This is a genomic window from Natronogracilivirga saccharolytica (assembly GCF_017921895.1).
Classification (GTDB): domain Bacteria; phylum Bacteroidota; class Rhodothermia; order Balneolales; family Natronogracilivirgulaceae; genus Natronogracilivirga; species Natronogracilivirga saccharolytica.
Genome location: NZ_JAFIDN010000002.1, coordinates 364,870 through 389,158 on the forward strand (window position 1 = coordinate 364,870; position 24,289 = coordinate 389,158).

At 51.8% G+C, this 24,289-nt stretch carries 17 protein-coding genes; 10 read left to right on the forward strand and 7 right to left on the reverse strand.

The features are described 5' to 3' along the window. Positions 1 to 6 precede the first annotated feature (6 nt). From NATSA_RS03800 to NATSA_RS03815, 4 genes are all read left to right on the forward strand, one after another. A complete protein-coding gene (locus NATSA_RS03800; RefSeq protein ID WP_210510540.1) occupies positions 7 to 1,479 on the forward strand; it encodes a Ni/Fe hydrogenase subunit alpha in 1,473 nt (490 codons plus the stop codon). Between the two features lie 250 nt (positions 1,480 to 1,729). After that, on the forward strand, positions 1,730 to 4,075 hold the full coding sequence (locus NATSA_RS03805; protein ID WP_210510541.1) for a PAS domain-containing sensor histidine kinase: 2,346 nt from the start codon (positions 1,730 to 1,732) through the stop codon (positions 4,073 to 4,075). Positions 4,076 to 4,196: 121 nt separating this feature from the next. After that, positions 4,197 to 4,880 (forward strand): hypothetical protein, encoded by a 684-nt coding sequence (locus tag NATSA_RS03810; protein WP_210510543.1) that lies wholly within the window; start codon positions 4,197 to 4,199, stop codon positions 4,878 to 4,880. A 109-nt stretch (positions 4,881 to 4,989) separates the two neighbouring features. Next, positions 4,990 to 5,964, forward strand: coding sequence for a sensor histidine kinase (locus tag NATSA_RS03815; protein ID WP_210510545.1), 975 nt, complete (start codon positions 4,990 to 4,992; stop codon positions 5,962 to 5,964). A gap of 25 nt (positions 5,965 to 5,989) precedes the next feature. Here the strand turns inward: NATSA_RS03815 and NATSA_RS03820 are convergent, their stop codons facing one another. The 5 genes from NATSA_RS03820 to NATSA_RS03840 form a co-directional block, all read right to left on the reverse strand. Next, positions 5,990 to 8,251 carry a prolyl oligopeptidase family serine peptidase gene (locus tag NATSA_RS03820; RefSeq protein WP_210510547.1) on the reverse strand — a complete coding sequence of 754 codons (2,262 nt, stop codon included), beginning with the start codon at positions 8,249 to 8,251 and terminating at the stop codon, positions 5,990 to 5,992. Between the two features lie 211 nt (positions 8,252 to 8,462). Beyond that, the gene (locus NATSA_RS03825) at positions 8,463 to 9,395 is read right to left on the reverse strand and encodes a tetratricopeptide repeat protein (RefSeq protein ID WP_210510549.1); all 933 of its coding nucleotides are present in this window, start codon (positions 9,393 to 9,395) and stop codon (positions 8,463 to 8,465) included. Then, on the reverse strand, positions 9,392 to 10,090 hold the full coding sequence (locus NATSA_RS03830) for a DUF3471 domain-containing protein (RefSeq protein ID WP_210510550.1): 699 nt from the start codon (positions 10,088 to 10,090) through the stop codon (positions 9,392 to 9,394). The genes NATSA_RS03825 and NATSA_RS03830 overlap by 4 nt, the downstream gene beginning before the upstream one ends. Before the next feature lie 128 nt (positions 10,091 to 10,218). Then, positions 10,219 to 13,101, reverse strand: a complete 2,883-nt coding sequence (locus NATSA_RS03835) for a phosphoenolpyruvate carboxylase (RefSeq protein ID WP_210510551.1) — start codon at positions 13,099 to 13,101, stop codon at positions 10,219 to 10,221. A 150-nt stretch (positions 13,102 to 13,251) separates the two neighbouring features. Continuing rightward, positions 13,252 to 13,410, reverse strand: a complete 159-nt coding sequence (locus tag NATSA_RS03840) for a hypothetical protein (protein WP_210510552.1) — start codon at positions 13,408 to 13,410, stop codon at positions 13,252 to 13,254. Between the two features lie 89 nt (positions 13,411 to 13,499). On the opposite strand from NATSA_RS03840, the gene NATSA_RS03845 reads away from it, so the two are divergent. Both NATSA_RS03845 and NATSA_RS03850 read left to right on the forward strand, forming a co-directional pair. Beyond that, positions 13,500 to 14,564 (forward strand): polysaccharide deacetylase family protein, encoded by a 1,065-nt coding sequence (locus tag NATSA_RS03845; protein WP_210510553.1) that lies wholly within the window; start codon positions 13,500 to 13,502, stop codon positions 14,562 to 14,564. 104 nt (positions 14,565 to 14,668) lie between these two features. Further along, entirely contained in the window at positions 14,669 to 15,736 is a 1,068-nt protein-coding gene (locus NATSA_RS03850; RefSeq protein WP_210510554.1) for a glycosyl hydrolase family 18 protein, read from the forward strand. Positions 15,737 to 15,830: 94 nt separating this feature from the next. Here the strand turns inward: NATSA_RS03850 and gdhA are convergent, their stop codons facing one another. Continuing rightward, positions 15,831 to 17,192 carry an NADP-specific glutamate dehydrogenase gene (gene gdhA, locus NATSA_RS03855; RefSeq protein WP_210510556.1) on the reverse strand — a complete coding sequence of 454 codons (1,362 nt, stop codon included), beginning with the start codon at positions 17,190 to 17,192 and terminating at the stop codon, positions 15,831 to 15,833. Positions 17,193 to 17,443: 251 nt separating this feature from the next. Between gdhA and NATSA_RS03860 the strand changes: the two genes are divergently transcribed. The 4 genes from NATSA_RS03860 (at position 17,444) to NATSA_RS03875 (ending at position 22,264) form a co-directional block, all read left to right on the forward strand. Next, a complete protein-coding gene (locus NATSA_RS03860; RefSeq protein ID WP_210510558.1) occupies positions 17,444 to 17,869 on the forward strand; it encodes a secondary thiamine-phosphate synthase enzyme YjbQ in 426 nt (141 codons plus the stop codon). A gap of 60 nt (positions 17,870 to 17,929) precedes the next feature. Beyond that, the gene (locus NATSA_RS03865) at positions 17,930 to 18,700 is read left to right on the forward strand and encodes a creatininase family protein (RefSeq protein ID WP_210510560.1); all 771 of its coding nucleotides are present in this window, start codon (positions 17,930 to 17,932) and stop codon (positions 18,698 to 18,700) included. A gap of 100 nt (positions 18,701 to 18,800) precedes the next feature. After that, positions 18,801 to 20,945 (forward strand): M1 family metallopeptidase, encoded by a 2,145-nt coding sequence (locus NATSA_RS03870; RefSeq protein ID WP_210510562.1) that lies wholly within the window; start codon positions 18,801 to 18,803, stop codon positions 20,943 to 20,945. A gap of 170 nt (positions 20,946 to 21,115) precedes the next feature. Beyond that, positions 21,116 to 22,264: an AI-2E family transporter gene (locus NATSA_RS03875; protein WP_210510564.1), complete on the forward strand. Its 1,149-nt coding sequence runs from the start codon at positions 21,116 to 21,118 to the stop codon at positions 22,262 to 22,264. 75 nt (positions 22,265 to 22,339) lie between these two features. On the opposite strand, the gene NATSA_RS03880 is transcribed toward NATSA_RS03875, so the two are convergent. After that, the gene (locus tag NATSA_RS03880) at positions 22,340 to 24,205 is read right to left on the reverse strand and encodes an N-acetylmuramoyl-L-alanine amidase (protein WP_210510566.1); all 1,866 of its coding nucleotides are present in this window, start codon (positions 24,203 to 24,205) and stop codon (positions 22,340 to 22,342) included. Positions 24,206 to 24,289 lie beyond the last annotated feature (84 nt).

Genomic DNA, 24,289 nt, shown 5'->3' on the forward strand with positions numbered 1-24,289 from the left:
TGATTCATGGCTAAAACCATCACTATTAACCCACTGACCCGGATCGAGGGGCACGGCAAAGTGACCATTCACCTCAATGACAAGGGAACGGTTGAGAATGCACTGTTTCATGTTACCCAGTTCAGGGGCTTTGAAAAACTGTGCGAGGGCCGTCCGTTTCGTGAAATGCCGTCACTGATGGCGCGCATATGCGGAATTTGTCCGGTCGCGCATCTCATTGCGGGTGCAAAGGCCTGTGACCGGATTCTGGCCGTTCAGATACCCGAAACAGGCGTGAAGCTGCGGCGGGCAATCAATCTGGCCCAGATAATCCAGTCGCATGCACTGAGCTTTTTCTATCTCTCGTCGCCTGATATGGTTTTAGGCATGGATGCCGATCCCGCCAAACGCAACATATTCGGGGTAATGAAGGAAAACCCGCAAATGGCCCGTGACGGCATTCGCTTGCGCAAGTTTGGCCAGACTGTCATTGAAAAGCTGGCAGGTCAGCGGGTCCATCCTTCCTGGATTGTGGCCGGAGGCGTCAGTGAACCCTGCCGGGAGGAGGTCCGGGATGAAATTCTGGCGCAGATTCCGGAAATGCAGAAGATTATCCTGCGAAATCTGGACTGGTTCAAGACATCGCTGCTGATTGACGGACAGCAATCGGTTCGGGTGAGCAAGTTCCGGGATGAAATCCGGAGTTTTGCAAATATTCAGTCGCTGTTCCTCGGGTTGGTCAATGATGAAGGCGAACTTGATTTCTATGACGGAAAAATCCGTGTTGTGGATGCATCGGGAAAGATTATCGCCGACAGGCTTGAGCCGGAAAATTACCAGGAGTACATCGGTGAAAAGGTGGAAGACTGGTCCTATCTCAAATTTCCGTATTACAAGCCGAAAGGGTATCCGGACGGGATGTACCGGGTCGGGCCTCTGGCCAGGCTGAATATTGTCGACCGGTGCGGGACTCCACAGGCCGATCAGGAGCTGACCGAATTCCGAAGTTTATCGCGCGGGTCGGTGCTGAGCTCGTTTTACTACCACTATGCGCGCCTGATCGAAATTTTGTTTGCCATTGAGAAACTTGAGCAAATTCTCGATGATCCGGGAATTCTGAACAAAAATGTAAAAGCCCGGGCAGGGCGAAACAATACCGAAGGTGTCGGGGTTGCCGAAGCTCCGCGGGGCACCTTGTTCCACCACTACAAGGTCAGGGAAGACCATGGAATCATGGAATGGGCCAATCTGATCATCGCAACCGGGAATAACAACCTGGCAATGAACAAGGGGATACTGCAGGTAGCAAAGCAGTTTGTCAAGGGAGAAAAATTTGTGAAAGACGGAAGTGTTGACCAGGGGGCACTGAATCGTGTGGAAGCGGTGATCCGCGCCTTTGACCCTTGCCTGAGCTGTTCCACCCATGCTGCAGGACAGATGCCGCTGCGGATGGAACTGGTAGGTCAAAACGGGGAAGTCCTTGATACATTAAGGCGTTAGAATTTTCTCATAGAACGTCCGCGCCATTATCTTTTACAGAGAAACAATTATATTTGATTCAGAATTAGAATCGAGGTCGGGTGTAAATTATTTCATTCGATATATCCGGTCACGGAGATATCCGTGATGCTCTCAATTTGGCAATAAGATCGATTTGGGTTCGGTTGCAATGGGCCACAGCACGGGCAGCCGAGCCGATGCGTACAAACGTAATGGATCTGACTCAACACTTTCCGCATAACCGGTATTTATGAAAGGTCGTGATTACAAATCACTGATACACAATTCACCTTTCGGTTTCGTATATCACGAATCGACGGACAGCGGTAAAGGAACACCCTCAGACTTTCGAATAACAGAGGTTAATGCCGCTTTTGAGGCACTTTCTGGATGCAGCAGCAAGATGCTTGAAGGCCGGACGACCGGTGAACTCGCCTCCCGCCGGGAAGGAAAGGGATTTGACTGGGCCGGATACCACGATGCTGTTTCAAACCGCCGGGATGAGGGTGAGTTTGAATTCTATTCCGAACCTTCTGACAAGTGGTTCAAGGTACAATTGTATCGATCGGAAGAGGGGTGTTTTGCCGCTGCGTTTACGGATATTACTGATCAGAAGCGAAACAATGAAAACCTGAAGACCAGTGAAAAGCGGTATCGCGGACTTCTGGAGTCGCAAAACGACCTTATTGTGCGGGTGGATCGTGAAAACCGGTTTACATATGTCAATGATGCTTACTGCCGGATGTTCGGAAAGTCACGGGAAGAGTTGATCGGGCGGACATTCATGCCTTTTGTGCATGAAGACGACCTGCCGCAGACACTTGCGTCCATGGAGCAGCTGAAGCATCATCCATGGCGGGCGCAGATGATACAGCGCGCAATGACACGGGATGGCTGGCGCTGGCTGCACTGGGAAGACAGTGCCGTACTGGATGAACATGGAGATATCAGGGAAATCCAGGGGGTCGGACGGGACATAACAGAGCTGAAAAAGGCCGAATCAAAATTTAAGAAGGCTCAGACACAGCTCAAGTCACTGCTCTCAGAGGTGCCGGCAGTAGTCTATACCATAAAAAACTGTGATGGTATCCCGAAAATCGCCTATGTGAACAAAAATGTAAAAAACATTCTGGGATATCCGCCCGAGAAGTACATTGAAGATTTCGAATTCTGGAAAGCACAGGTGCATCCGGCCGACAAAGAAAAGCTGTTGAAACGATTTGCAGAACATGCTAAGACTGATTTGGCAGGAGAAGAAAAGACCATCGAATATCGGTTCCGGGATCGTGAGGGCCGGTATCACTGGCTCTTTGACCGGTATCGTGTAATTTCCGGGGAGGATGGAACGACCGAGATTGTCGGTGCCTGGCTTGATATCACGCACCAGAAAGAAGAACAGCAGGCGCTCGAAAACGAGCAGAGGCTCAGGGATATCGTCGAAAATATTGACGAAGCATTCTGGCTTTGGTCATCAGACATGACAGTGCTGCTTTATGCCAGTGAAAAGTTTGAAGATGTATTCGATATTTCGCCGGAAGAGCTGACCAATGACCCCGACGCATTTTTCAGAGTCATTCATGAGAATGATCTCTCCCGGATCCGTGACGCCTTGAATCAGGGAGGTAATGCCGGGTACTTTCACGAAGAGTACCGTATCTATGACAAAAAGGGCAATGTTCGCTGGATAGAGTTCAAGAGATTTCCGGTAACAAACGAGGAGGGAGAAGCTGTACGCTTTGTCGGTCTTGCCAGCGACATCACCAGTCGCAAAGAGGCCGAAATCGAACTGCAGCTGGCCAAAGAAAAAGCCGAGGAGAGCAACAGGCTGAAATCCGCTTTTCTTGCCACCATCAGCCATGAACTTCGTACGCCTCTGACATCCATTATCGGTTTCAGCCAGATCATCAAATCATCCACTGAAAATCCGGAAGAGGCGAAATACGCGTCCATTATCAATGAAAGCGGCAGGCAGTTCCTCGGGATGATAGAGGATATTTTCGATATTGCATTGACCGAGCAGGGAGCGGTGACCATCCGGGATCAGTCCTTCGATCTTGAAACCTTTGCAAGAGAGAAGCTCCAGGGCCTTGAGGAGCTGCTGAACGAATCGGGCAAGGGAGACCGCATTGCCGTCATTTATGATCCGGATGAAAAGCTGCTGAAAACTCAGATCTCCTGTGACCGGATGAAGGTCGGACAGGTGCTGACCAATCTGTTTCGCAATGCCGTCAAGTTCACGGAAAGCGGGACCCTGACCTTCGGGTTCCGGAAAGAACAGGATAATGAAATCAGGTTTTTTGTCAGTGATACGGGAATAGGAATCCCGGAAGAGAAACTTGACGTCATTTTTGATTTTTTCAGACAGGCTGATGATTCCACAACACGTAAATACGAAGGGCTTGGTCTTGGGCTGGCCATATCCCGGAATATCACCCAGGCAATGGGAGGCAGTCTTTCGGTGATCTCCACTCCCGGCAAGGGATCCGTGTTCTCCCTCCGCGTGCCGGTCAACGAGGTTAGTACGGCTCCAAACAATGCGGGCGGAAATAATGAACCTGCCAGGGTTCACAAGCGGTCGAGAATCGGGACATTCTGATTTTTTCCCGTTTAGCCTGAAGCAATTCACTGAGTAAGTGAACCGGGGTATGCCTTCCTTCGTATAATCTGGTGAACCCGGCATGGCCGGATATCACTCATTTTAACTGCGGAATGTCCTTATGAAAACATCTTTTGCCTTTTTTATTACACTTATCTTTGTATTGTCGGGCTTTTCTTATGCACAGGCCGATATGATTCCGGGTAAAATTTCCGATACGCAATCCATCAAGAAGGGGATGGCGAATGAGCAGACACCCGGATTTTCCGGTCAGCGCGGCATGCGTCCGTCAGCGGATAACCGCCTCATTATGCAGCTCGATGATATTACGGACGAGCAGCGTGAACACATCAACGAGCTTCATGAGTCTCACCGCGCTGAAATGCAGCAACTGATATCGAAGATGAGAAAAGAGGACATTGACAGAGAGGAGTACACCAGTCGCCGCAGAGAACTGTACAGAGGCCACCAGCAGGATCTCAGAAAAATTCTCTCGGAGAAGCAATGGGAGCAGCTTCAGACGTTGCGCTCCGAACGACGCCCGGAGCGCAGATCGGAACGGGGATATCGGCAGTCATCATACCAGCCGGACAGAAGCCCGGTGATCATACCGGACCTCGACAGGAATGGAGAGTCTGCCGGTGAGCAGGCTTCTGCGACTGAATTGCATCAGGAAATGACCGAAGAAGCGCGGATCTGGAATCAGAGAAGATTCTTCGGAAGAATAAATCCAAAGGATATTCAGCGAAATATATTCAAAGCTCATCTGGACTGTCAGGTACAGCCGCACGGTATCACCGGTTGATGAAACTTTTGTGGTTAATTTCCCGGATTATCATTTAAATTGTGGTCAGGAGTTTATGACTACAGTTGCGGTAATCTTTTAACCTCATATCACCGGGGGGTGGAAGTGTATGGCAGAAAAAACAATCGTCACGGGAAGACTTGAATTTCTCATCAGGAGCAGTCCGTTCGCAATTGCCGGGCTGTATATCATAATCAGTTTTTTGTGGATCTTTTTCTCGGATGCGGCTGTGCTTGCGATGTTTAATGACCCGGAACAGATCACACGGATCCAGTCGATCAAAGGAACATTTTTTGTTCTGGCGAGCGGTTTTTTGATATTTATCCTGGTATGGAAAAACAATACTGTTATGGACAGGGCGATTCATGATCTTGAGCGGAGCCGGATAATGAACCGCAAGTCTGCTGATGAAAAGGAAGTGCTGCTTTCGGAGGTGCATCACCGGGTAAAAAACAACCTGGCACTCATTTCAGCCATGCTGGACTTAAACAACATGCACTATGATGACAAACGGATCAATGCCATCATCCAGAATTATATCAAGCGTCTGAAAAGCCTGTCGCTGACCCATGAGCTCTTTTCTTATGAGGGTAGTGCGATGCACGTTGATTTCAGCCGTTCTTTAAGCCAGCTGGCCGATCTTTATGTTTCAGATGATGAACAGAACATGGGCATAACGCTTGAAAAGAACCTGTCATCCGTTATGCTTAACATTAATCAGGCCATTCCGTTTATTCTTCTTTGCAATGAATTGCTGGTGAAGGAATCCAGGGAAGGTCACAGCCCGGAAGAGGATGAGCAGGAAACGACTGCAAGAGGGGGAATGGTTGCCATTTCGCTGAATGAGAAGAACGGACATATTACTCTTAACTTGCGCGACGACGGTCCGGGCCTGCTGGACAGTCATGATATTTTTAACGCGGAATCATTCAGTCACATGATTGCGCAGGCTCTTGTATCGCAGCTTGGCGGTTCAATGGAACTGGATCCTGACAAATCGGGCACTTCTGTTTCTGTGACCTTCGCAAAGAAAACAAAAAAAGGTGCTTCCAGTACGATAACCGGCAGCGCAACCATCTTTTAGAAAGCAGTTAATTTGCCGCCAACGCTCAGTCGAACGGATTAAGCCCCATGGTGAACCAGGCAAAGGCATACCGGTCGGCCCATTCACTGATCCTCGAATCGGTTGTACGTCCGGCGCCGTGTCCCGCCCGGGTTTCCACACGCAAAAGTACGGGATTGTCGCCGTTATGGCTGTTCTGCAGTTCAGCAGCAAATTTGTAAGAATGCGCCGGCACCACCCGGTCATCATGGTCCCCCGTGGTTATCAGGGTGGAAGGAAAGGTCACCCCCTCTTCAACATTGTGCACCGGAGAATAACCAAGCAGATACCGGAACATCTCCTCGCTTTCATCGGCCGTGCCGTAATCATAAGCCCAGCCGGCTCCGGCAGTAAAGGTGTGATAGCGAAGCATATCCAGCACCCCGACAGCCGGAAAGGCAACCCCCGCCAGATCCGGACGCTGTGTCATTACGGCACCGACCAGCAAGCCACCGTTTGAACCGCCTGCAATTGCCAGCCGCTCGCTGGAGGTATAATTATTATCGATGAGATATTCGCCGGCTGCAATGAAGTCATCAAATACGTTCTGCCTGTTTTTCCGGATTCCGGCATGATGCCAGCTTCTGCCATATTCACCGCCACCGCGTATGTTGGGTTGCGCGTAAATACCGCCGTTCTCCAGCCAGATCAGCCGGGCTACGCTGAACGACGGACGAAGACTGACATTGAATCCGCCGTATCCGAACATGTAAGCCGGGTTGCTGCCATCCAGTTCAAGTCCCTTTTTGTATGTGATGAACATCGGAACTTCGGTGCCGTCCTTGCTTTCATAAAAAATTTGTTCGGTGACATACTGCTCCGGATCAAAGTCGATGTCGGGCATCCAGTACAGTTCAGATTCGCCTGAGGCGATATCGTATTGAAAAATCGTGGATGGATAGGTGAAGGAAGTGAACGTGTAATACAGGACGGTGTCCTCCCTTTCGGCAGAAAAACCGCTGGCCGTACCGATTCCGGGCAGCTCCGCCTTGCGTATCAGGTTGCCGTTGTAATCAAACTGATGGATTTCGGTCTGCACGTCTACGAGGTAGTTGCCGAACAGATATCCGCCTGCAGTGCTGACATTCAGGACATGTTCGGTTTCCGGGATGACATCCTCCCAGTGCTCCGGTCCGGGATTACCGGCATCGGCCTCGACAAGGCGGTAGTTCGGGGCATCGAGGTTGGTGTAAATCAGCAGCCGGTCTCCGTCAGCGTCCACGATGCTGTGGTCGTGCTCGAAATCATCAACTACCGGCACGAGTTTGCCGTTTTCATCCTCCAGGTCCTTGATGTAAAGTTCATTGTTGCTGGTGGTTTCACGGGCGGAGACAACCAGAAAGCGCTGATCATTGGTCACACCACCGGATACATACCGCCGGCGCTGATCTTCACCAAAAACCAGTTCATCCTCACTTTGCGGAGTTCCGACACGATGAAAAAAGAGCCGATGCTGATCGGTCCGGGCCGAAAGCTGGCTGCCTTCCGGTGTTTCGTAGCTGCTGTAATAAAACCCTTCGTTTTTATACCAGGAAATGCCGGAAAATTTGATGTCCGTCAGCGTGTCGCCGATCTGCTCCATAGTCCGGGTGTTGAGGACGATGAACTTTCGCCAGTCTGATCCCCCTTCGGATATTGCATATGTTGCAAGTGAGCCGTCTTTGGTAAAACTCAGGCCGGCCAGTGAGGTAGTCCCGTCATCGGAAAAGGTGTTGGGGTCAAGAAAGATCTCGGCATCGTCCGGATCAGACCCGGTGTCTTCGCTGCTTCCTCTCCGGCTCTCATCATCTTCGGAAACCGGTGTGCGATAGATCACAGAATGGTTCTGCAAACCGTCATTGCGGGAGAAGTACACATAATCACCGCGCTGACTTGGTGAGCTCAGGCGCTCATAATTCCAGTCTTCTTCAAGCCGCTCCCTGATTCGTTCACGGAAGGGTATCTGCTCAAGATAGTCGAAGGTGACCTTGTTCTGTGCCTCAATCCAGGCCGACGTTTCATCGGAAAGGTCATTCTCAAGCCAGCGATAGGGGTCCGGCACTTCAACATCGAAGTAGACATCCACCGTATCGTCACGCCGGGTTTCGGGATAGTCGAGCAGGCGGGCAGTGGAACGGGTAACCTCACCGGAGGAGGCTGCTTGTTCAACGTTGGAGGGTGTTTCTGTATCTGATGGTGCCTGTGCCGATTCGTGCTGTTTGCAGCCGCTGATAATCAGGAAAAATGAAAAAAGCAGCAGAGAGCGTCTTGTGACGGATAATAGTTGCATAATAAATTTTGATATGGTAGAGGCTGTACCGGCGGGACCGTTTATGGTTTTTTATTTATCATCTTAAGTTCATCTTAATGATGACTGTATAACCTAAAAAAATACAAAAAGTTCACATTTTTTTACACTTTTTATTGCAATCACACCTGTTACCTGCTGCAGAATGTGATTAATGGTTGATGTGAACTGCACCGGGTGCGGGAGAGCGGCATCAGAATGGGCGCCGGTTGCAGTAGTTCCGAATAGCCAGATCCGCTGCGTGGTTCTCAAGCGAACTTGCGGTGCGCAGGTCCCGGCAGCCACCATACCAGTTACCCTGGTCGAGTTTGATCAGGCCGCGGTAGAGCCATGCACTGGCATAGGAATCGTCAATCGCGATAGCCTGGTTGTAGGCATTCCGGGCCCTGACCGGCTGCCGGAGCATTTCATGACACCGGCCGGCATACATCCATGCGGCAGCGTGACGGCGGTTGTGATTAACGGCGGCGCGGAAATGAACAAGGGCGCTTTCATAATCATCCTGAAAATAGGCCAGAAAACCGCGTGTCAGCTCCCGGGCTGTATCAAGGGTGACCGCATCAAGCAGGGTGTCGATATGACTAGGGTCAAGTTCTCCGTCCTTTTCAAGCAGGGGCAGGATGTATCGGATGAAATATCCGGAACCGATGGTCCTGTGCAGATCCATCACCTTGTGAAACTCTTCCAGGGCAACCATTACCAGGCCCTTCTGATAAAAAATCAGACCGCGGTAATGATAGACCTTTTGCATGTCCGGGTACTGTTCTGCCAGCCGGTTGAAGTAGTATAGTGCCTTCCGGTCCTGATGCCGGTAATAGTGGATTTTCCCGAGATAGAAAGGAACCAGCCGGCAATCCGGTGCTTTGGCCCGGACCCGGTAAACTTCCATTTCTGCGTCAATCCAATAGCCGTTCTGCAGGTTTTCGCGAATTTTTTCAAATGTATCTTCGAAAGGCTTGCACTCATCGGGAAGCCCATAATCGGTATAGCCGGTTGATGCCGGTGCGGTTGAAGAAAGCAGTACAATCAGCATCATCCAACCTGCCAGTACAAGGCTATGGAGGCTGCCTCCGCTTGCGGAATGGCGTTTGCAAAACTCTGATAGCGATACCAGAGAAGAAGTCACTTTTTCAGAAATTTCAGTTGCTGTCCGTCCTGATGCAGTGTGGCTGCATTGACTTTGCCGTCGGAATCCCTGTGAAAATGCAGCTCTGCATCAACCTCCCGGTAGAAAAACACGTCACGTTCTCTCGGTCGGATTTTCATATCGTCCTGGCCGCTTATGCCGGCCGTTAACGAGTCATTGTCCCGGCTGATGGTCAGCTTCAGTCCGCCGGGCATTTCATAGGTTCCGGTGTACTCATCCAGGTCTTCGGTCTCCATGAAGATGATTTCCGGGTCGATGGCGACATCGGCTTCGATCATGCGCCGGAAAAGGTAAGCGTCCTCCTCGCCGGGCTGATAGTATAAATTCTGGGCGAGGTCGTTGCGGAACTCCTCAAAACGAAAACGGGCATCGAGAGTGCTGTTTTCAAACTTATTTTCACTTACAGCATAAAGAGGTTTCACTGACGCTCCGGCAAAGCGGGCAAAAAGGCGCTCTTCGTCCCGGAAGACAGAGACGTCCGGAAGATCATCCACCGATGCATATGTACCTGCGAACTTGTCCAGCTCTTCGATGCTGAATTCCTGCGATTCGGCAAGGTCCGGCACCCCGGTTTCTCCGGCATCATCCGATTCTATGGGTTTTCCGGAGCATTGAAAGAGCAGGCCGGCAGTTACGGCAAGGATGACAGGCATCGGGGGTATTCGGAAAGCCATGATGGTAAAGAGAAGAAATGAGAGATTGTCTTCTGTGTATATCAGGTAACTTATCCGAATAAACCGTTCCTGTCAATGATAAAACAGCGTTTTTTTGTAAAACAGCAGTTTTTGTCGCCGGGTTGTGCTTAACCGGTTGTTCCAAGCCCTCCGGCGATGGCATTGAGTACCAGCAGCATGTCCGGAAGCATCGCATCTGCCTCCTTCTCCTTTCCGTCCCGTTTCAGATTGCGCCAGGTTTGAAGCTGGCGTATCTGCAGACGATGCAATGGTTTGAGTCGCTCGTTGCGGAATCCGATCATGGTGTACATACGCGGCCGGCGTTCGTGCAGTTCATGACCGTACAACAGCTCAAGCATCTGTTTTGTGCGGTGGAATTCTTCGGTGATGGTCTCAAAAAAACGACCAGCAACGGCCTGGTCATCCATGAGCTCCGAGTACCATTTCATGATCTCCGTGTCGGACAGGGCAATGGCCGAGGAAGCGTTGGTGATGATGTACCGGAATGGCATGAAGTGGACGGCATGCTCGCGAAGGATATCGAAAGATGCGGGATCTTCCGTTTGCAGCTGCTCAAGGGCGCTTCCGACACCGTACCATCCGGTCAGGAAGAAACGGGACTGACTCCAGCTGAATACCCATGGAATGGCGCGCAGATCTTCAAAACTGCGCTTTCCGGTCCGCCGTGCCGGACGCGACCCGATACTGCTCGACTCAATAATGTCGATGGGCGTCGCCTGGGAAAAGAAAGAAACGAATCCGTCTGACCGCACCAGTCCCTGATAGCTGTCAAGGCTGTAATCATAAAGCCGCGAGACGATGGGCTCGAGTTTGTCATATTGTTCGCGCGTGGACCATTTTCTGTCAGCCGGGCCGGATGCATCGTGATCGGTATCACCGGTGTCGAACGCCCCGAGCGTCAGTCCTGCGGTTCCGGCCTGAAGAAGTTCCAGGTTGTACAGGGCCGTCAGCCGGTTGGCATATTTCTGTGATATCACCTCACCCTGTTCGGTCAGCCGCATGTCGCCGCGGATGGTATGCGAAGGGAGTCCGGCGATGAAACGGTGAGTCGGACCGGCGCCGCGGCTGATGGTGCCGCCGCGTCCGTGGAAGAAGCGTATCCGGATGCCATGCCGGTCTCCAATCTCACTGAGCTTCCGCTGAGCGATACTGAGACTCCATAAGCTGGCCAGAATTCCGCCGTCCTTGTTGCTGTCACTGTATCCGATCATAACCTGCTGGTAGAGGTCGTTTTGCCCGGATTGTGCGGATGAAGCTGCCGTGCCGCAAACTTCATCAGATACGAGCATCTGATGGGTGACGGGCCGGCCGTCAGACAACTCTTTTTGTACGTTCAGGCTGCGGCGAGTGACCGGATGACTCAGGAAATCGTCCAGAATCTGCGGCCCTTTTTCGAGATCTTCGATTGTTTCCAGAAGGGGAACTACAGAAAAAAGGCTGGCGAGGCCGTCCTTCCCGGAAACCATCAGTCCGGCCTCCCTTGCAAGAACATAGACCACCAGCAGGTCGGACAAGCTGCGAGTCATGCTCACAATCAACGAACCGATTCCCCGAGTTCCGTACCGGCGTACGTGGCGGTAAAGTATGCGATAGCTGGCCAGTACCGCATCAGCCTCATCACCCAGCCCTTTGCGGTGCCGGACAAAAGGGCGGGCGGTTTTCAGTTCCTCATTGAGAAAAGCCAAACGGCGTTCTTCGGGCCAGTGTTCAAAGTTTTCGGCATCCACTATACCGGCGGCCTGCATAAGCTGCGACAGCGCTTTGTCGTGAAACTTGCTGTTCTGCCGGATATCAAGCGAGGCCATGTGAAAACCAAAAGCAGCTGCTTTTCTGGCTACAGGTTCTACATCAGCCCTTGCGATACGATAAGCCTTGATCTCTGTAAGAGAGTCAGCCAGAATCTTAAGATCCTGCTGGAGCTCCTCCGTGCGGGAATAGTAGCGGTCATCTTCGGTGGATGTCAGCGGATTTCCGGAATCATCCAGTGGCACCCGGAGCTGCATCAGATTCACAAATTGCCGCCAGGGTTCATCCGGATTGCGGTTCATGGCGCTTTTGCCGGCTTCACCGGTGACGTTTTGCAAATAGTTCAGATGCTCACCGAAAAAACCGGGGACAGAAACTTCGTGAGATGAGATGCTGATTTTCCTTGAGAGACCGACCAGATCATCTCTGACCTGATGCAGTGCTTCCGTACGGAGGCGCCGGAGGGTATGCTCGGTAACTTTGTCGGTCACGTAGGGGTGCCCGTCCCGGTCGCCGCCGACCCAGTTTCCAAAGGAAACTCTGGGAAGTTGTTCGCGCTTGTCAATAAGTGAGGGGTCGAAGCCTGCATGTACCCAAGCCTCGCGCAGCCGCTGATCAAGCAGCGGAAGAACTTTGGGAAATACGTTTTTCAGATAATGAAGAACGTTGCGGAGTTCATCATGTATAGAGGGCTTTTGCAAAAACACCTGGCCGGTTTTCCAGAGACGGCTCAGGGCCACTTTGATATCTTCGGCAATCCGCTTTTTCTCGTTTTCGGTCCAGACCTGGTTCTCCCGCTTGACCATGAGCAGATAAATGGCCCGGAGCTGGTCAATTACCGTCGAACGTTTGGATTCGGTAGGATGGGCGGTGAGGACGGGTTCGATGCGGATACGGGAAAGCTCGGATGCGATCTCTTTGCCGGACCTGTTTTTCTTTTTGAGATCCTGAAAAATGCGGCCCCACAAGCCGGATATGCGTTGCGTTCCGTGCTGGTCTTCCAGTTTTCTGCGAAGCTGGGCGGCGGCATTTTCCTCCACTATGGTGGTCAGCTGAAAGTACAGCGAAAATGCCTTGCTGACCTTATCCGGGTCAGCTTCGGCTTCATGATCTCCTTCAAGCTGGCGAATTACCTGGTGTTCCCCCAGATCCCGGAGCACATCAATAAAGCAGGTATGCAGGTAAGAGATATCGTCCTGCACTTTTTGCAGGTCGATGCTGTCATCGGTTGTGCTGAAATACATGAGAAATCTCCGCTCGTTTTAAATCCTGTTCCGGACAGCAAGATAATGACTCAGAGCGAAGTTCTCATGAATTATTAGCAAATTACAGTTGGTAACAGCAGGTTTCAGCCGGATCCAATGACCGGAAGCTGATAATGGTTAACCGGGCTGTTACCGCCTTATATACCGGCAGTAGGTTCCCATACCGTCGTAATCGGTCGGCGTTTCCACGAGTTCTTTACGATTTACACGGTAATCGCGGATCCAGCCAAGCGGAAGGATAATCAGGAGAATCAGTAAGCCGAGGAGTGTTGCAGTAAGTGGTGTCATAAGTCTCTGTTTTACAGGTATTCAGGTTTGTCAGCAAAAGCCCAAACCCCCGGTTGACTTAAATCGTTTCTTTCAGCACTTTATTTGTTATGAAATCGTACATAATCATGCCTGCCCTTGCGGTTTTATTGATCGGATCCTTTTCAAACGGGACTCTGAAGGAATCGCCCCGGAATATTCCCGTTTTGTGCTATCACACCTTTTATCCGGAGTCATTTGAAGGCACACCCGGCACGCTGGCAGAATCCTACAGCAATTTTGAGGAAAAGCTCCGGTTTCTCAGTGATAATGGCTACCGCAGCTACATACCTGACGGTACATCGGAGTCAGATGCAAGCAGCCCTAAAGTAGTTATCACCTTTGATGACGGACACCGAAGCCAGTTCCGTGCCGCTGCACTGCTTGAAAAGTTTGACATGCGGGGCATTTTTTTCGTAATCCCGTCACTCATTGATGATCCGGATTATCCGCACATGACATCCGGGCAGCTTACCGAACTTGCCGGGCGCGGCCACCTGATTGCTGCCCACGGCCACCGGCATAAAAGCATGCCTGTATCCGGACCGGAAATCGTAGCATCACTTGATACCGTACCAGATATCCTGCAAACCATTCCGGGCGTCAGCGGTGATGACCTGCACTCCATCGCCTATCCGTACGGACACTATACACCGGCAGTCAGGAGGGCTATGCTGCCGCAGTATCCGCTGCAATACACTGTCAATCCGGGGTACTGGGACGGCAAATCAACTCTCATCCCAAGGATACTGATTGCCAGCGGTACTGACAGCCAGTTTTATTACGATTATCTGCAGGGCGCTTTTGCGGGTGCACGGTCGCTCACCATGCAGGAGGAAAACGGATCACGTCAATCCGTCGTCCATTTTGACAATCCGGATGGACTTGATCCTGATTCACTCTACATTCAGGCTACGAGTCCGGATGGTGCCGGCCACCACTACAGTATTTTCAGCGCAGCCTCTTATTTGACATCCAAAAACGGAGTCCTGCATTTCGACATTACAGATTATCTGGAAACGCACCACTCCGCAGAGCGAAGGGCGCTTTCATTTGCAGTAGCTCAGCAGAAAAACGGGGATTTACGCTATGTGTCGGACGGCTATCTGATCTGGGTAACAAGAACCGACCGGTGACATCGTCGCGGGGCCCCGCCATAAAGAGGTTTTGCAGTTTCACAAACGTGCATTACATCAGTTCAAAAACATGGCGTAAAAATCATTCAATATGGAGGAGGAACATGGTACCGTTACGGGGAATTTTTGTGCTTCTTATGATCACAGCTATCACAGCAGGCAATGCAAAGGCTCAGGAGTTTGAATTTCAGTTTGCCTACCGGCCGATGGCATTCGAGGTCCTGAAAAAGCATGTCGACAAGGTTGATCTGGTGGCGCCGGAACCGTTTATCATTGACAATCGCGGAGTGATTCACGGCGAACCGGATCCCAGGCTGATGGATCTGGCACGGGAACATAATCTGAAGGTAATGCCGCAGGTCAAGAATCTGGATGCCTCGGCCGGATTGTTTTCACAGGCCTGGGTCAACGAAATGCTGAATGATCCGCAGGCGGTTGACCGGGCCATTGCCTCCATGCTGGAATTGTGCCGAAAGTATGATTTATACGGTATCCAGATCGACCTTGAGGCGGTCCATATTGACGACCGGGATGCGCTGACCGATTTTTATCGCAAAACAGCCGAAGCGCTCCATGCCGAAGGCTATAAAATCAGTATTGCCGTAGTCCATCGTTTCGAAAAGACCGGAGGTGTAAACTCATATACCCGCTGGATGATGGAGGACTGGCGGGGCGGATATGATCTGAAAGCACTGGGTGAGATCAGCGATTTTGTCAAAGTCATGTCTTATGCCCAGCATACCCGGCGTACCACGCCCGGCCCGTCCCAGGGGCTGCCCTGGCTGACCGAAGTCATGGACTACATGCTGGAATATATTCCGGCTGAGAAGCTGAGCATGGGCCTGAACATGCGCTCGTACCACTATCATACGGCAGCCGATCCGGATCGCTATCACATCAACGCCCGCTCCTGGAGCCGCTCCCTTTCACTTGATGAGGTCGAATCACTGATGGATCAGTACGACGGCATGCCTCTGACCTGGGATGACCGGCAAAAAGTGCTTTTCGGATATATCGAGCGGGGCGGTACGCTGGAATGGTTCTTTGTGGATAATGATCCGCGCAGTCTCGAAGCCAGGCTTGATCTTGCCAGGGATCGTGGAATACGCATGCTCAATATGTGGGTTTTCGGGGATGAGGATCCGGCGTTCTGGGAAATGATCAGCAATTGATGCGTCGTCTTCCGGCAATGCCGGCGGTATGACTGTTCTTTTCCGTCAGGCCGCCGCCTCTGTTGATCCATCGAGACCTTCTCTGCAGCAGGGTTTATACCGCTCCCTGGTCCAGCATGGCATCGGCAACTTTGACGAAGCCGGCGATATTGGCGCCTTTGACATAGTCCACTTCGCCGCTTTCGGTTTTGCCGTATCTGACGCACTGGCTGTGTATGTTTTTCATGATGTACAGCAGCTTTTCCTCAACCTTTTCACGCTCCCAGCTGAGTCGCAGCGCGTTTTGTGCCATTTCAAGTCCTGATGCCGCAACCCCGCCGGCGTTGGCGGCTTTGCCCGGAGCAAACAACACCTTGTGATCCTGAAACTGATACACCGCTTCGGTTGTGCAGGGCATATTGGCTCCCTCGCCAACATACGTCACCCCCTTTTCAATCAGCTTTTTTGCATCCTCTTCGGTGAGTTCGTTTTGCGTGGCACATGGGATGGCGACATCAATGTCGCAGGGCGCATTCCAGCTGGCTTCCCCTTCGTAAAAAGTGAGCTCTTCAAACTTATCTGCCATTTCACTCACACGTCCTCTGGCTTCATTTTTCAGCTCCATCATAAATGCGAGATGGTCTTTTGTCAGGCCGTCAGAGGCGTAGATATAGCCGGATGAATCCGAGACGGTTACAACCTTCCCTTCCAGTTCCAGGATTTTTTCAGCGGCATACTGGGCGACATTGCCGGAACCGGAAATGGCAACCCGCTTGTCCTTGAAACTGTCATTTGCCGTATTCAGCATCTCAATGAGAAAATATACCGTGCCGTAGCCGGTTGCTTCCGGACGGATGAGTGACCCGCCCCAGTTGAGGTCCTTGCCTGTAAGCACTCCGGTGAATTCATTCTCCAGCCGTTTGTACTGTCCGAAAAGATAGCCGATTTCCCGTTTGCCGACCCCGATGTCCCCTGCAGGAATGTCGGTGTACTTGCTGATATGCCGGTGGAGCTCAGTCATGAAACTTTGGCAAAACCGCATGACCTCGCCGTTGGTTTTTTCCTTCGGATCAAAATCCGAACCTCCTTTAGCACCGCCAAGCGGAAGGGTGGTCAGTGCATTTTTAAAAATTTGTTCAAAGCCGAGAAACTTGAGCACGCTCAGGTTGACGGTGGGATGAAACCGCAACCCCCCTTTATACGGGCCGATGGAGGAACTGAACTGAACCCGGTAGCCGCGGTTGACCTGAATCCGTCCGTCAGTATCAACCCAGGGGACGCGAAACATGATTACCCTTTCGGGTTCAACCATACGGTGCAGGATATTGGATCCCTTGTATTTTGGATTTTCTTCAATGAATGGGATCACAATTTCGGCGACTTCCCTTACCGACTGGAGAAATTCCGATTCATTTGGATTCTTTTTTTCTACATCATCCATGAAGGATTGGATCTGTGACTCAAAAGAGTTGCTCATCTTACCGAAGTTAAGTTGCTGTTTTACAGTCCCTTTAAAATTTTATTGGGCAATAAGTTACAAAAAAATGTACAGAACCGGTAGTCACAGGCCGCATCGAATAGGTTGTACAACCCGACCTTTGGCCGGCTGATTGCCTTCACTTTAATTATCAAGCCGGTGCCGGTCCGGCTTCATACGTTTTCAACTTACAGAAATTCAGCCTATTATTATGATCTGTAACCGCAAATGGGACTACAAACAGGAAAAGCATGATCATATCCACGAGCGATATCCATTTGAAAACTAAAGGTTTTTCAGATATTCACGATCTTTCGGGCAAGGTAGACAAGGCCGTCCGGGACTCCGGTGTCAAAGAGGGGTTTTGTCATGTATTTGCCGTAGGGTCAACGGCCTCAATTTCTACCATGGAGTTTGAACCGGCACTGGTGAAGGACATCAGGGAGAAGCTGGAAGACTTTGCCTCCGAGAACATGCGTTCCCATCACTCGGAAACGTGGGGCGATGACAACGGGTTTTCGCATATCCGATCCACGTTTATGGGACCGGGCATCACAGTCCCCATTCGTGACGGCCGCTGCATTCTTGGGACGTGGCAGCAGATTGTGCTTCTGGATCATGACAATCGTCCCAGGGACAGGCATGTTGTTGTTCAGGTAATCGGAAATGATGCATAACCGACCTGTAACCCTGCGCTGAGAAGCAGGGGCTGCATCCTAAACCAGATAAGAAGACGTATGAATGAAAAACCCTGGCTTATAGCCGAGACCAACTGGAAAACTGTTATGGATACCGATTATGAGGTGGCGGTACTGCCCTGGGGGGCTACTGAACCTCATAATTATCATCTGCCTTATGCAACCGATAACATGGAGTGCGAATTTGTTGCCGCTGAAGCCGGGCGCCTGGCCTGGGAAAAGGGGGCAAGGGTGGCTGTCCTCCCCGCCGTTCCCTATGGCGTGCAGACCGGAATGCTTGATCTGCCTTTTGCCGTGAACATGAATCCATCCACACAGGAGGCGGTCCTCGGTGACATCGCGCGGTCACTGGACGGGCAGGGCATCCGCAAGCTGCTTGTTCTGAACGGACACGGTGCCAACAACTTTCGCCAGATGATCAGGGAGTTGCAAACAGATCTGGAGCTGTTTTTGTGTACGGCAGACTGGTATCGGGCAGCAGACTGGAACACGTTTTTTGATGAGCCCGGAGATCATGCAGGTGAATTCGAAACCAGTGCCATGATGTATTTGCGGCCGGATATTGTGAGGCCGCTTTCGGAAGCAGGTGACGGCCATGAGCGGAAGTTCCGGCTGAAGGCTATGAAAGAAGGCTGGGTCTGGGCGCCGAGAACCTGGAGCGAGATCACCGACGATACGGGTGTCGGCAACCCCGAAAAGGCCACAGCTGAAAAAGGCGAAAAGTTTATTGCAGCAGCGGCCCGGAATCTCGCCTCATTTCTGGTTGAGCTGGCTGAGACACCGGCGGAACAGCTTTACGAAAGCGAATAGCTTGCTATTACCCCCTGTGAGCCAATACCGTAAAACGACATAAACCCTGTTCTGCCACACAGACCACCAATTCCAAATTTTTCCAATCTCAATTTGTATCATGTTCCCTGCCGAATTACGCACCGCACCAACCGTTCTTTTAATCAGCATAATCTTTTCAGCCGGCCTGTTGCTGCCGGCCTGCGCTCCGGGCGGATCCCTTGAGTCATCAGAGGACAGCTCCGGAGCGGAAACAGCATCCGGAAATATCCACGAAGAGCCGTCCGGGCAGGGTGATTCAGCTGATAAAACACCGGAAGCAATGAACCGCATGGATAAGGATACCCCCGATACGGTATATGTGATGCCGGAGCGCCCGTTGCCGCGCGAAGCAAAACCGCCGGAAGGCTACCTGCGCGCTGTCGATGAAGGAATCCGTACAGCGGACGGCCGTCCCGGTGATGATTACTGGCAGCAGTTTACAGAATATGATATCGACATTACGCTGGACCCGGACAGCAAAACCCTTGGCGGAACAGCAAGAATCACCTATCACAACCATTCCCCGGACGAACTGCGTCATCTCCATCTGGAGCTCGTTCAGAATCTGAACCAGCCCGGAGTGCGCAGAAACCGTCCCGCCGAAGTTACCGGCGGCGTCAGTCTGCATGATGTGATCGTGAACGGCGACACGCTCACCGATGAAAGCGGCCGGTCTGCCCGGTACAGCATTCAGGGCACGCGTATGGTAATTCGTCCCGAAGAACCCGTTAAGGCCGATACTTCCGTTGAGCTTGAAATCAGCTACGATTTCACCATCCCCCGGCAGGGAGCGGGCGGACGCATGGGGCACAGCGGAGATAATTTGTTCTATCTCGGCTACTGGTATCCGCACATGACGGTTTACGATGATGTGGTCGGATGGCACCCGGATCCCTATCTGGGCCAGGCTGAATTCTACCATGGCTTTGCGGACTATGATCTGAGAATAAGGGCGCCTGAGGACTGGATCATCATGGCTACCGGGGAGTTGCAGAACCCCACGGATGTGCTTGATCCGGAACTGGCAAGCCGGTGGGAGGATGCCCGCAAGCAAGATGAGCCCATGCGGATTTTCACGGCTGGCAGCGATCAGCCGGCGACGGTACGGGCTGCGTCATCCGGGGATGCGGGAGCTGCAGGAACCGACACCCTGCTTACCTGGCATTACAGGGCGGAAAATGTCCGCGATGTCGCCTTCAGCGCCACACTTGAATCCAACTGGGAGGCTGCAAGAACGGCCGTCGGCGACCGGACAGGCGACGGAGAGACTGATTACACACTGATCAACACGTTTTGGCGTGATGAAGCACCCTTGTGGGAGGATGTCACCGAATATCAGCAGCATGCCATAACATTTCTGTCCGATATGACGGGTCTCCCCTATCCCTGGCCTCACATGACAGCGATTGAGGGAAGCGGAATCATCGGCGGCGGAATGGAGTACCCGATGATGACCATCATGGGCGATTACAACGACCGCGGAGCCGAAGCACTTTATTCGGTCACGGCACACGAACTGGCTCACATGTGGATTCCGCTGATTGTCAGTACCGATGAACGGCGTTACAGCTGGCTTGATGAGGGGAATACCGTATTCAGCACAGCTGAGGCGGTGATGGATTTTCTGCCCGAGCGGCGTCCGCACAACCAGTCCCGCAATGCCTACACGAGGGCGGCGCGATCCGGAAATGAAGGGCCGATGATGCGAAGATCCGATTATCACTACTCGACCCAGCAGTTCATCATTGCATCGTACCGAAAACCCTCGGCCGTCCTGGTCGCCTTGCAAAAGGTGCTCGGTGAGGATATGTTCTGGAAGGCCTATCGTGAGTTTATCAGCGAATGGGCTTTCAGGCAGGCCTATCCCTGGGATTTTTTCCGGACATTCGAACGTGTAAGCGGCAAAGATCTCGGCTGGTTCTGGTACAGCTGGTACTACGAGACCTGGGTGCTGGATCAGTCGGTTGCGGAGGTTGAAGAAACCGGTGAGGGAACGCGCATTGTGATTCGGGATAAGGGCGATGTGCCCATGCCGGTTTATCTCACAGTAACGTATGACGGAGACAACAAGGCCACCTACACCATTCCGGTGGATGTCTGGCTAAAAGGCAGCCGCAGCGAGGAATTAGTCATACCAGAGCGGGATGTCCGCCGGGTCGAGATCGACTCCGGGCGGGATCTGCCCGACATAAACCGGCAGAATGCGGTTTGGGAGCGGTCTTGAGAAGAGCATGCGCCGGGAGCCGGTTTAAAATGGAATAGCATGTACTAATCGTTGGTTTGTGAGCGTCAGTCTGATTATTTTTCAACCGGCACAAATTTCGTGGCCGGCACCTCGCCGGCACAGTTCAGTCATTGTGCGGATGCAATAGCAGACATCAACAGGAGACTAATTTGGCAAATCAGACGACACTACCCTGGTATGTAAAAGGAACGATTGTTCTTGGGGGGCTGACCCTTTTTGTATTTTTCCTGATTACGGCCAGCTCCATTCTGGTTCCCTTTCTGTTTGCCGTCTTTTTTTCCGTTCTGCTTACACCGCTTTCATCGTTTCTCGAACGCTACAGGATCCATCGCATTTTTTCATCACTGCTGAGTGTTCTGATCGGCATCTCATTTCTGGCCGGTGTCATTTTTTTCTTTTACAATCAGATTGTCAATTTTGCCCAGGACATTGGCATGATTGAAGACCGGATCAACGAGCTGTTTGATCAGTTTTCCGGCTTTATCAACGCCTACCTGGATGTGGAGCCTGATGCTCAGCTCGAGTCGGCTGAAGAGGCCATCATATCCTTCCTGCGTGACAACGTAGAGCCGCTCACCCGCGGGGTTATGACGGCTGCCACAACGCTGACCATGTTTTTCCTGATTCCCATCTATGTATTTCTGCTTTTGATGTACCGGGATTTTTTAAGGGATTTCTTCCTGATGGCGCTTTCCGGCCGGGGAGAGCAGGGCAAAAAAGTTGAGAAGGTGATGAACAAGGTTCGCAGTGTGATTCAGAACTATATTACCGGCATGTTTCTGGTTATTTGTATACTGGCGGTTCTGAACAGTGTGGCATTGCTTATTATCGGTGTGGATCACGCCATGTTTTTCGGAGTATTTGCCGCCATCCTCAATGTCATTCCGTTCCTGGGTCCGATTATCGGTTCGATTCTTCCGATCATCTACTCCCTTCTGACCATGGATTCCCTCTGGTACCCCGTGGCGGTTCTTGCAACATTTTATGTCATCCAGCTGTTCGAAAGCAACCTGTTTACACCAATGATCGTAGGACAGCGGGTAAGTCTCAATCCGCTGGTCACCCTGCTGGCCATATTCATCGGCGGACAGATATGGGGACTGGCCGGCATGATCCTGTTCATTCCGGCGCTGGCCATGCTGAAGGAAATCTTTGATGAGGTTGATTCGCTGCGGCCGTACGGATATCTGCTCGGCAAAGTGAAAACCAGAGAAGAGACCGAACGTGAATATTTTACCGGCCGGCTTGCACGATTCAAGAAAACAGGTCAGGATACGGGAAAAGCGGAGTCAGAGTAAGTCTGAAAGGACCAGCAAGTTGACCGGGGTGCCACGTCATCAATCTGCAGCAGGAATTAACCTGAAAGGCAGGCCTTATCTCATAGCATGCCTGGTGGTGTCGGTGCCGGAGTTTTCAGCAGCATATTTGCGGTAATAATCCCGCAGGCCTTCCGTAATCTTCTCAGCCATTTTTTGCTGATAGTCCGGATCCATCAGCATCATTTCATCCTCGGGGTTGGAGATGAAGGCGGTTTCGACAAGTACATTCGGCATTTCGGTAAGTGCATTCAGTGTGAAGTTGAAGCTGCCAATCAGGCCGAAATCCCTGAGCGGCAGTTCAAGCATCCGGTTATGCACTTTGGAGGCCAGCGGCTGGAACGCATGATAGCGGTAGTATGAGCTGGTACCCTTGACGGCGTCAGGATTGGTTGCACCGCCTATGGAATTGGCATGTATACTGACCAGCACATCGGCATCGGATGCGATCAGCATTTCACTTCGCTGTATCATCGGAATATTCACATCGCGCTCGCGCGTCATGAAGATTTCAGCTCCCTCTTTTTCAAGCAGCTTTTTCAATTTCTGCGTGATATCCATCACCACCTCTTTCTCCTCAATGCCGGTGGCGCCAAGCGCACCGCGATTGCTGCCTCCGTGTCCGGCATCAAGAGCGATATGAACCCCATCCAGTGGTTGTTCTCTGGTTGCAATTTCAGGCGGACGCCGCACCTGGATGCGAAGACTGGAGCCCACTCCATACCCGATGTGATAGCCCCAGTGGGAGTCGTGCTTCAGGTGGATACGCAACCGGAAGTGATTGCTGCCGATCTGCTCCCATTCCACACTCTCAATGCCCATGGCGCTTTTGTGATGCGTGATCCAGTTGGTATTGGAGTCGGCCCCGAAAATGTCTACTTCGATTATGTTCGGATCGGTGCGCATGTTGGCTACGTACGGCAGACGCTGCCCCAGTGAAAATGTGATCATGTCGGCCCGGTCATTGCCGCTGACAGTTGCAGAACCGGTCAGTGACCGTGGCAGGGGTGTGTTTTCGGGCAGAATCTCTGTAAAGCGCATCGGAATGTAGGCTTCCATCTGATCAGAAAGCCGGACGCGGTACAAACTGCCTTCTATGGCGACAATTTCGAGCCTGACACCTTTTTCCAGGAAACCAAGACGGGCGCCGCCCAGCCGGTCGGTTCCGGATCCGGAGTTGAGAAATGCCCTGCGGGCAGTGACTTCCGCAACTCGCGGGAAATCATCCGGTGTGATGGATACCGTAACGGGGGAAGTGGCCGTCACCTTTTCTCCCTGGTCGTTTTCGAGAGTGAAGGTGACTTTTTGATCGCGGACAATGTCATCCGGCCGTGTTGTGTAGCTGCCGCGATAAACACCCCGCAGCCCGCCCGTTCTCGAAGGGTGCTGTTCTTTCATTTCCACGTCTTCTTCAATACCGTCGATACTGAAATAGGCGCGCTGCCCTTCGCTTCCCTTGAACTGCATTTCGATGGTTTCGTCTTTGCCGAGAACAAGCGTCTGAGATGGCAGCATCATGGCATCATCAATTCTGAGCGGTGATGCCGGTGTGGTTTCAGGCGGTTCCGGCCGGATGAAATGGCGCTTTTTGGTGCGGGTCACACCCTCTTCATCAATTACTTTGATCTTCGTCTTGCTTTCGCCAACGGGGACATCGGCAAGTCCCACAAACGCGCCGGATTTATGAACCTTTACCTCTTTGCCGTCAATATAAGCGCGATTGCCGGGACTGGTATTGGCGGCAATTCGCTGGCGGCTCTGTGCAACACGGGTAGTATCATCACCGGGAACGATAATATTGAACTCAGGCCCGTCGTGTTTGCCGTGCCTGTAGCTTTCGGTTTCAGAGCCATAATACGCGCTGTTGCCAAATGAGAAAAATGCAAAAAGAAGCAGTGCCAGAAAATGAGGTAAAAAATGCATGGGGAAGTGCCTGAAAGTGATACTTGGTGATGCCTGGAGGCTTTTCCAAAATAACATTTTTTACGTAACAAGAAAGCATGCAGG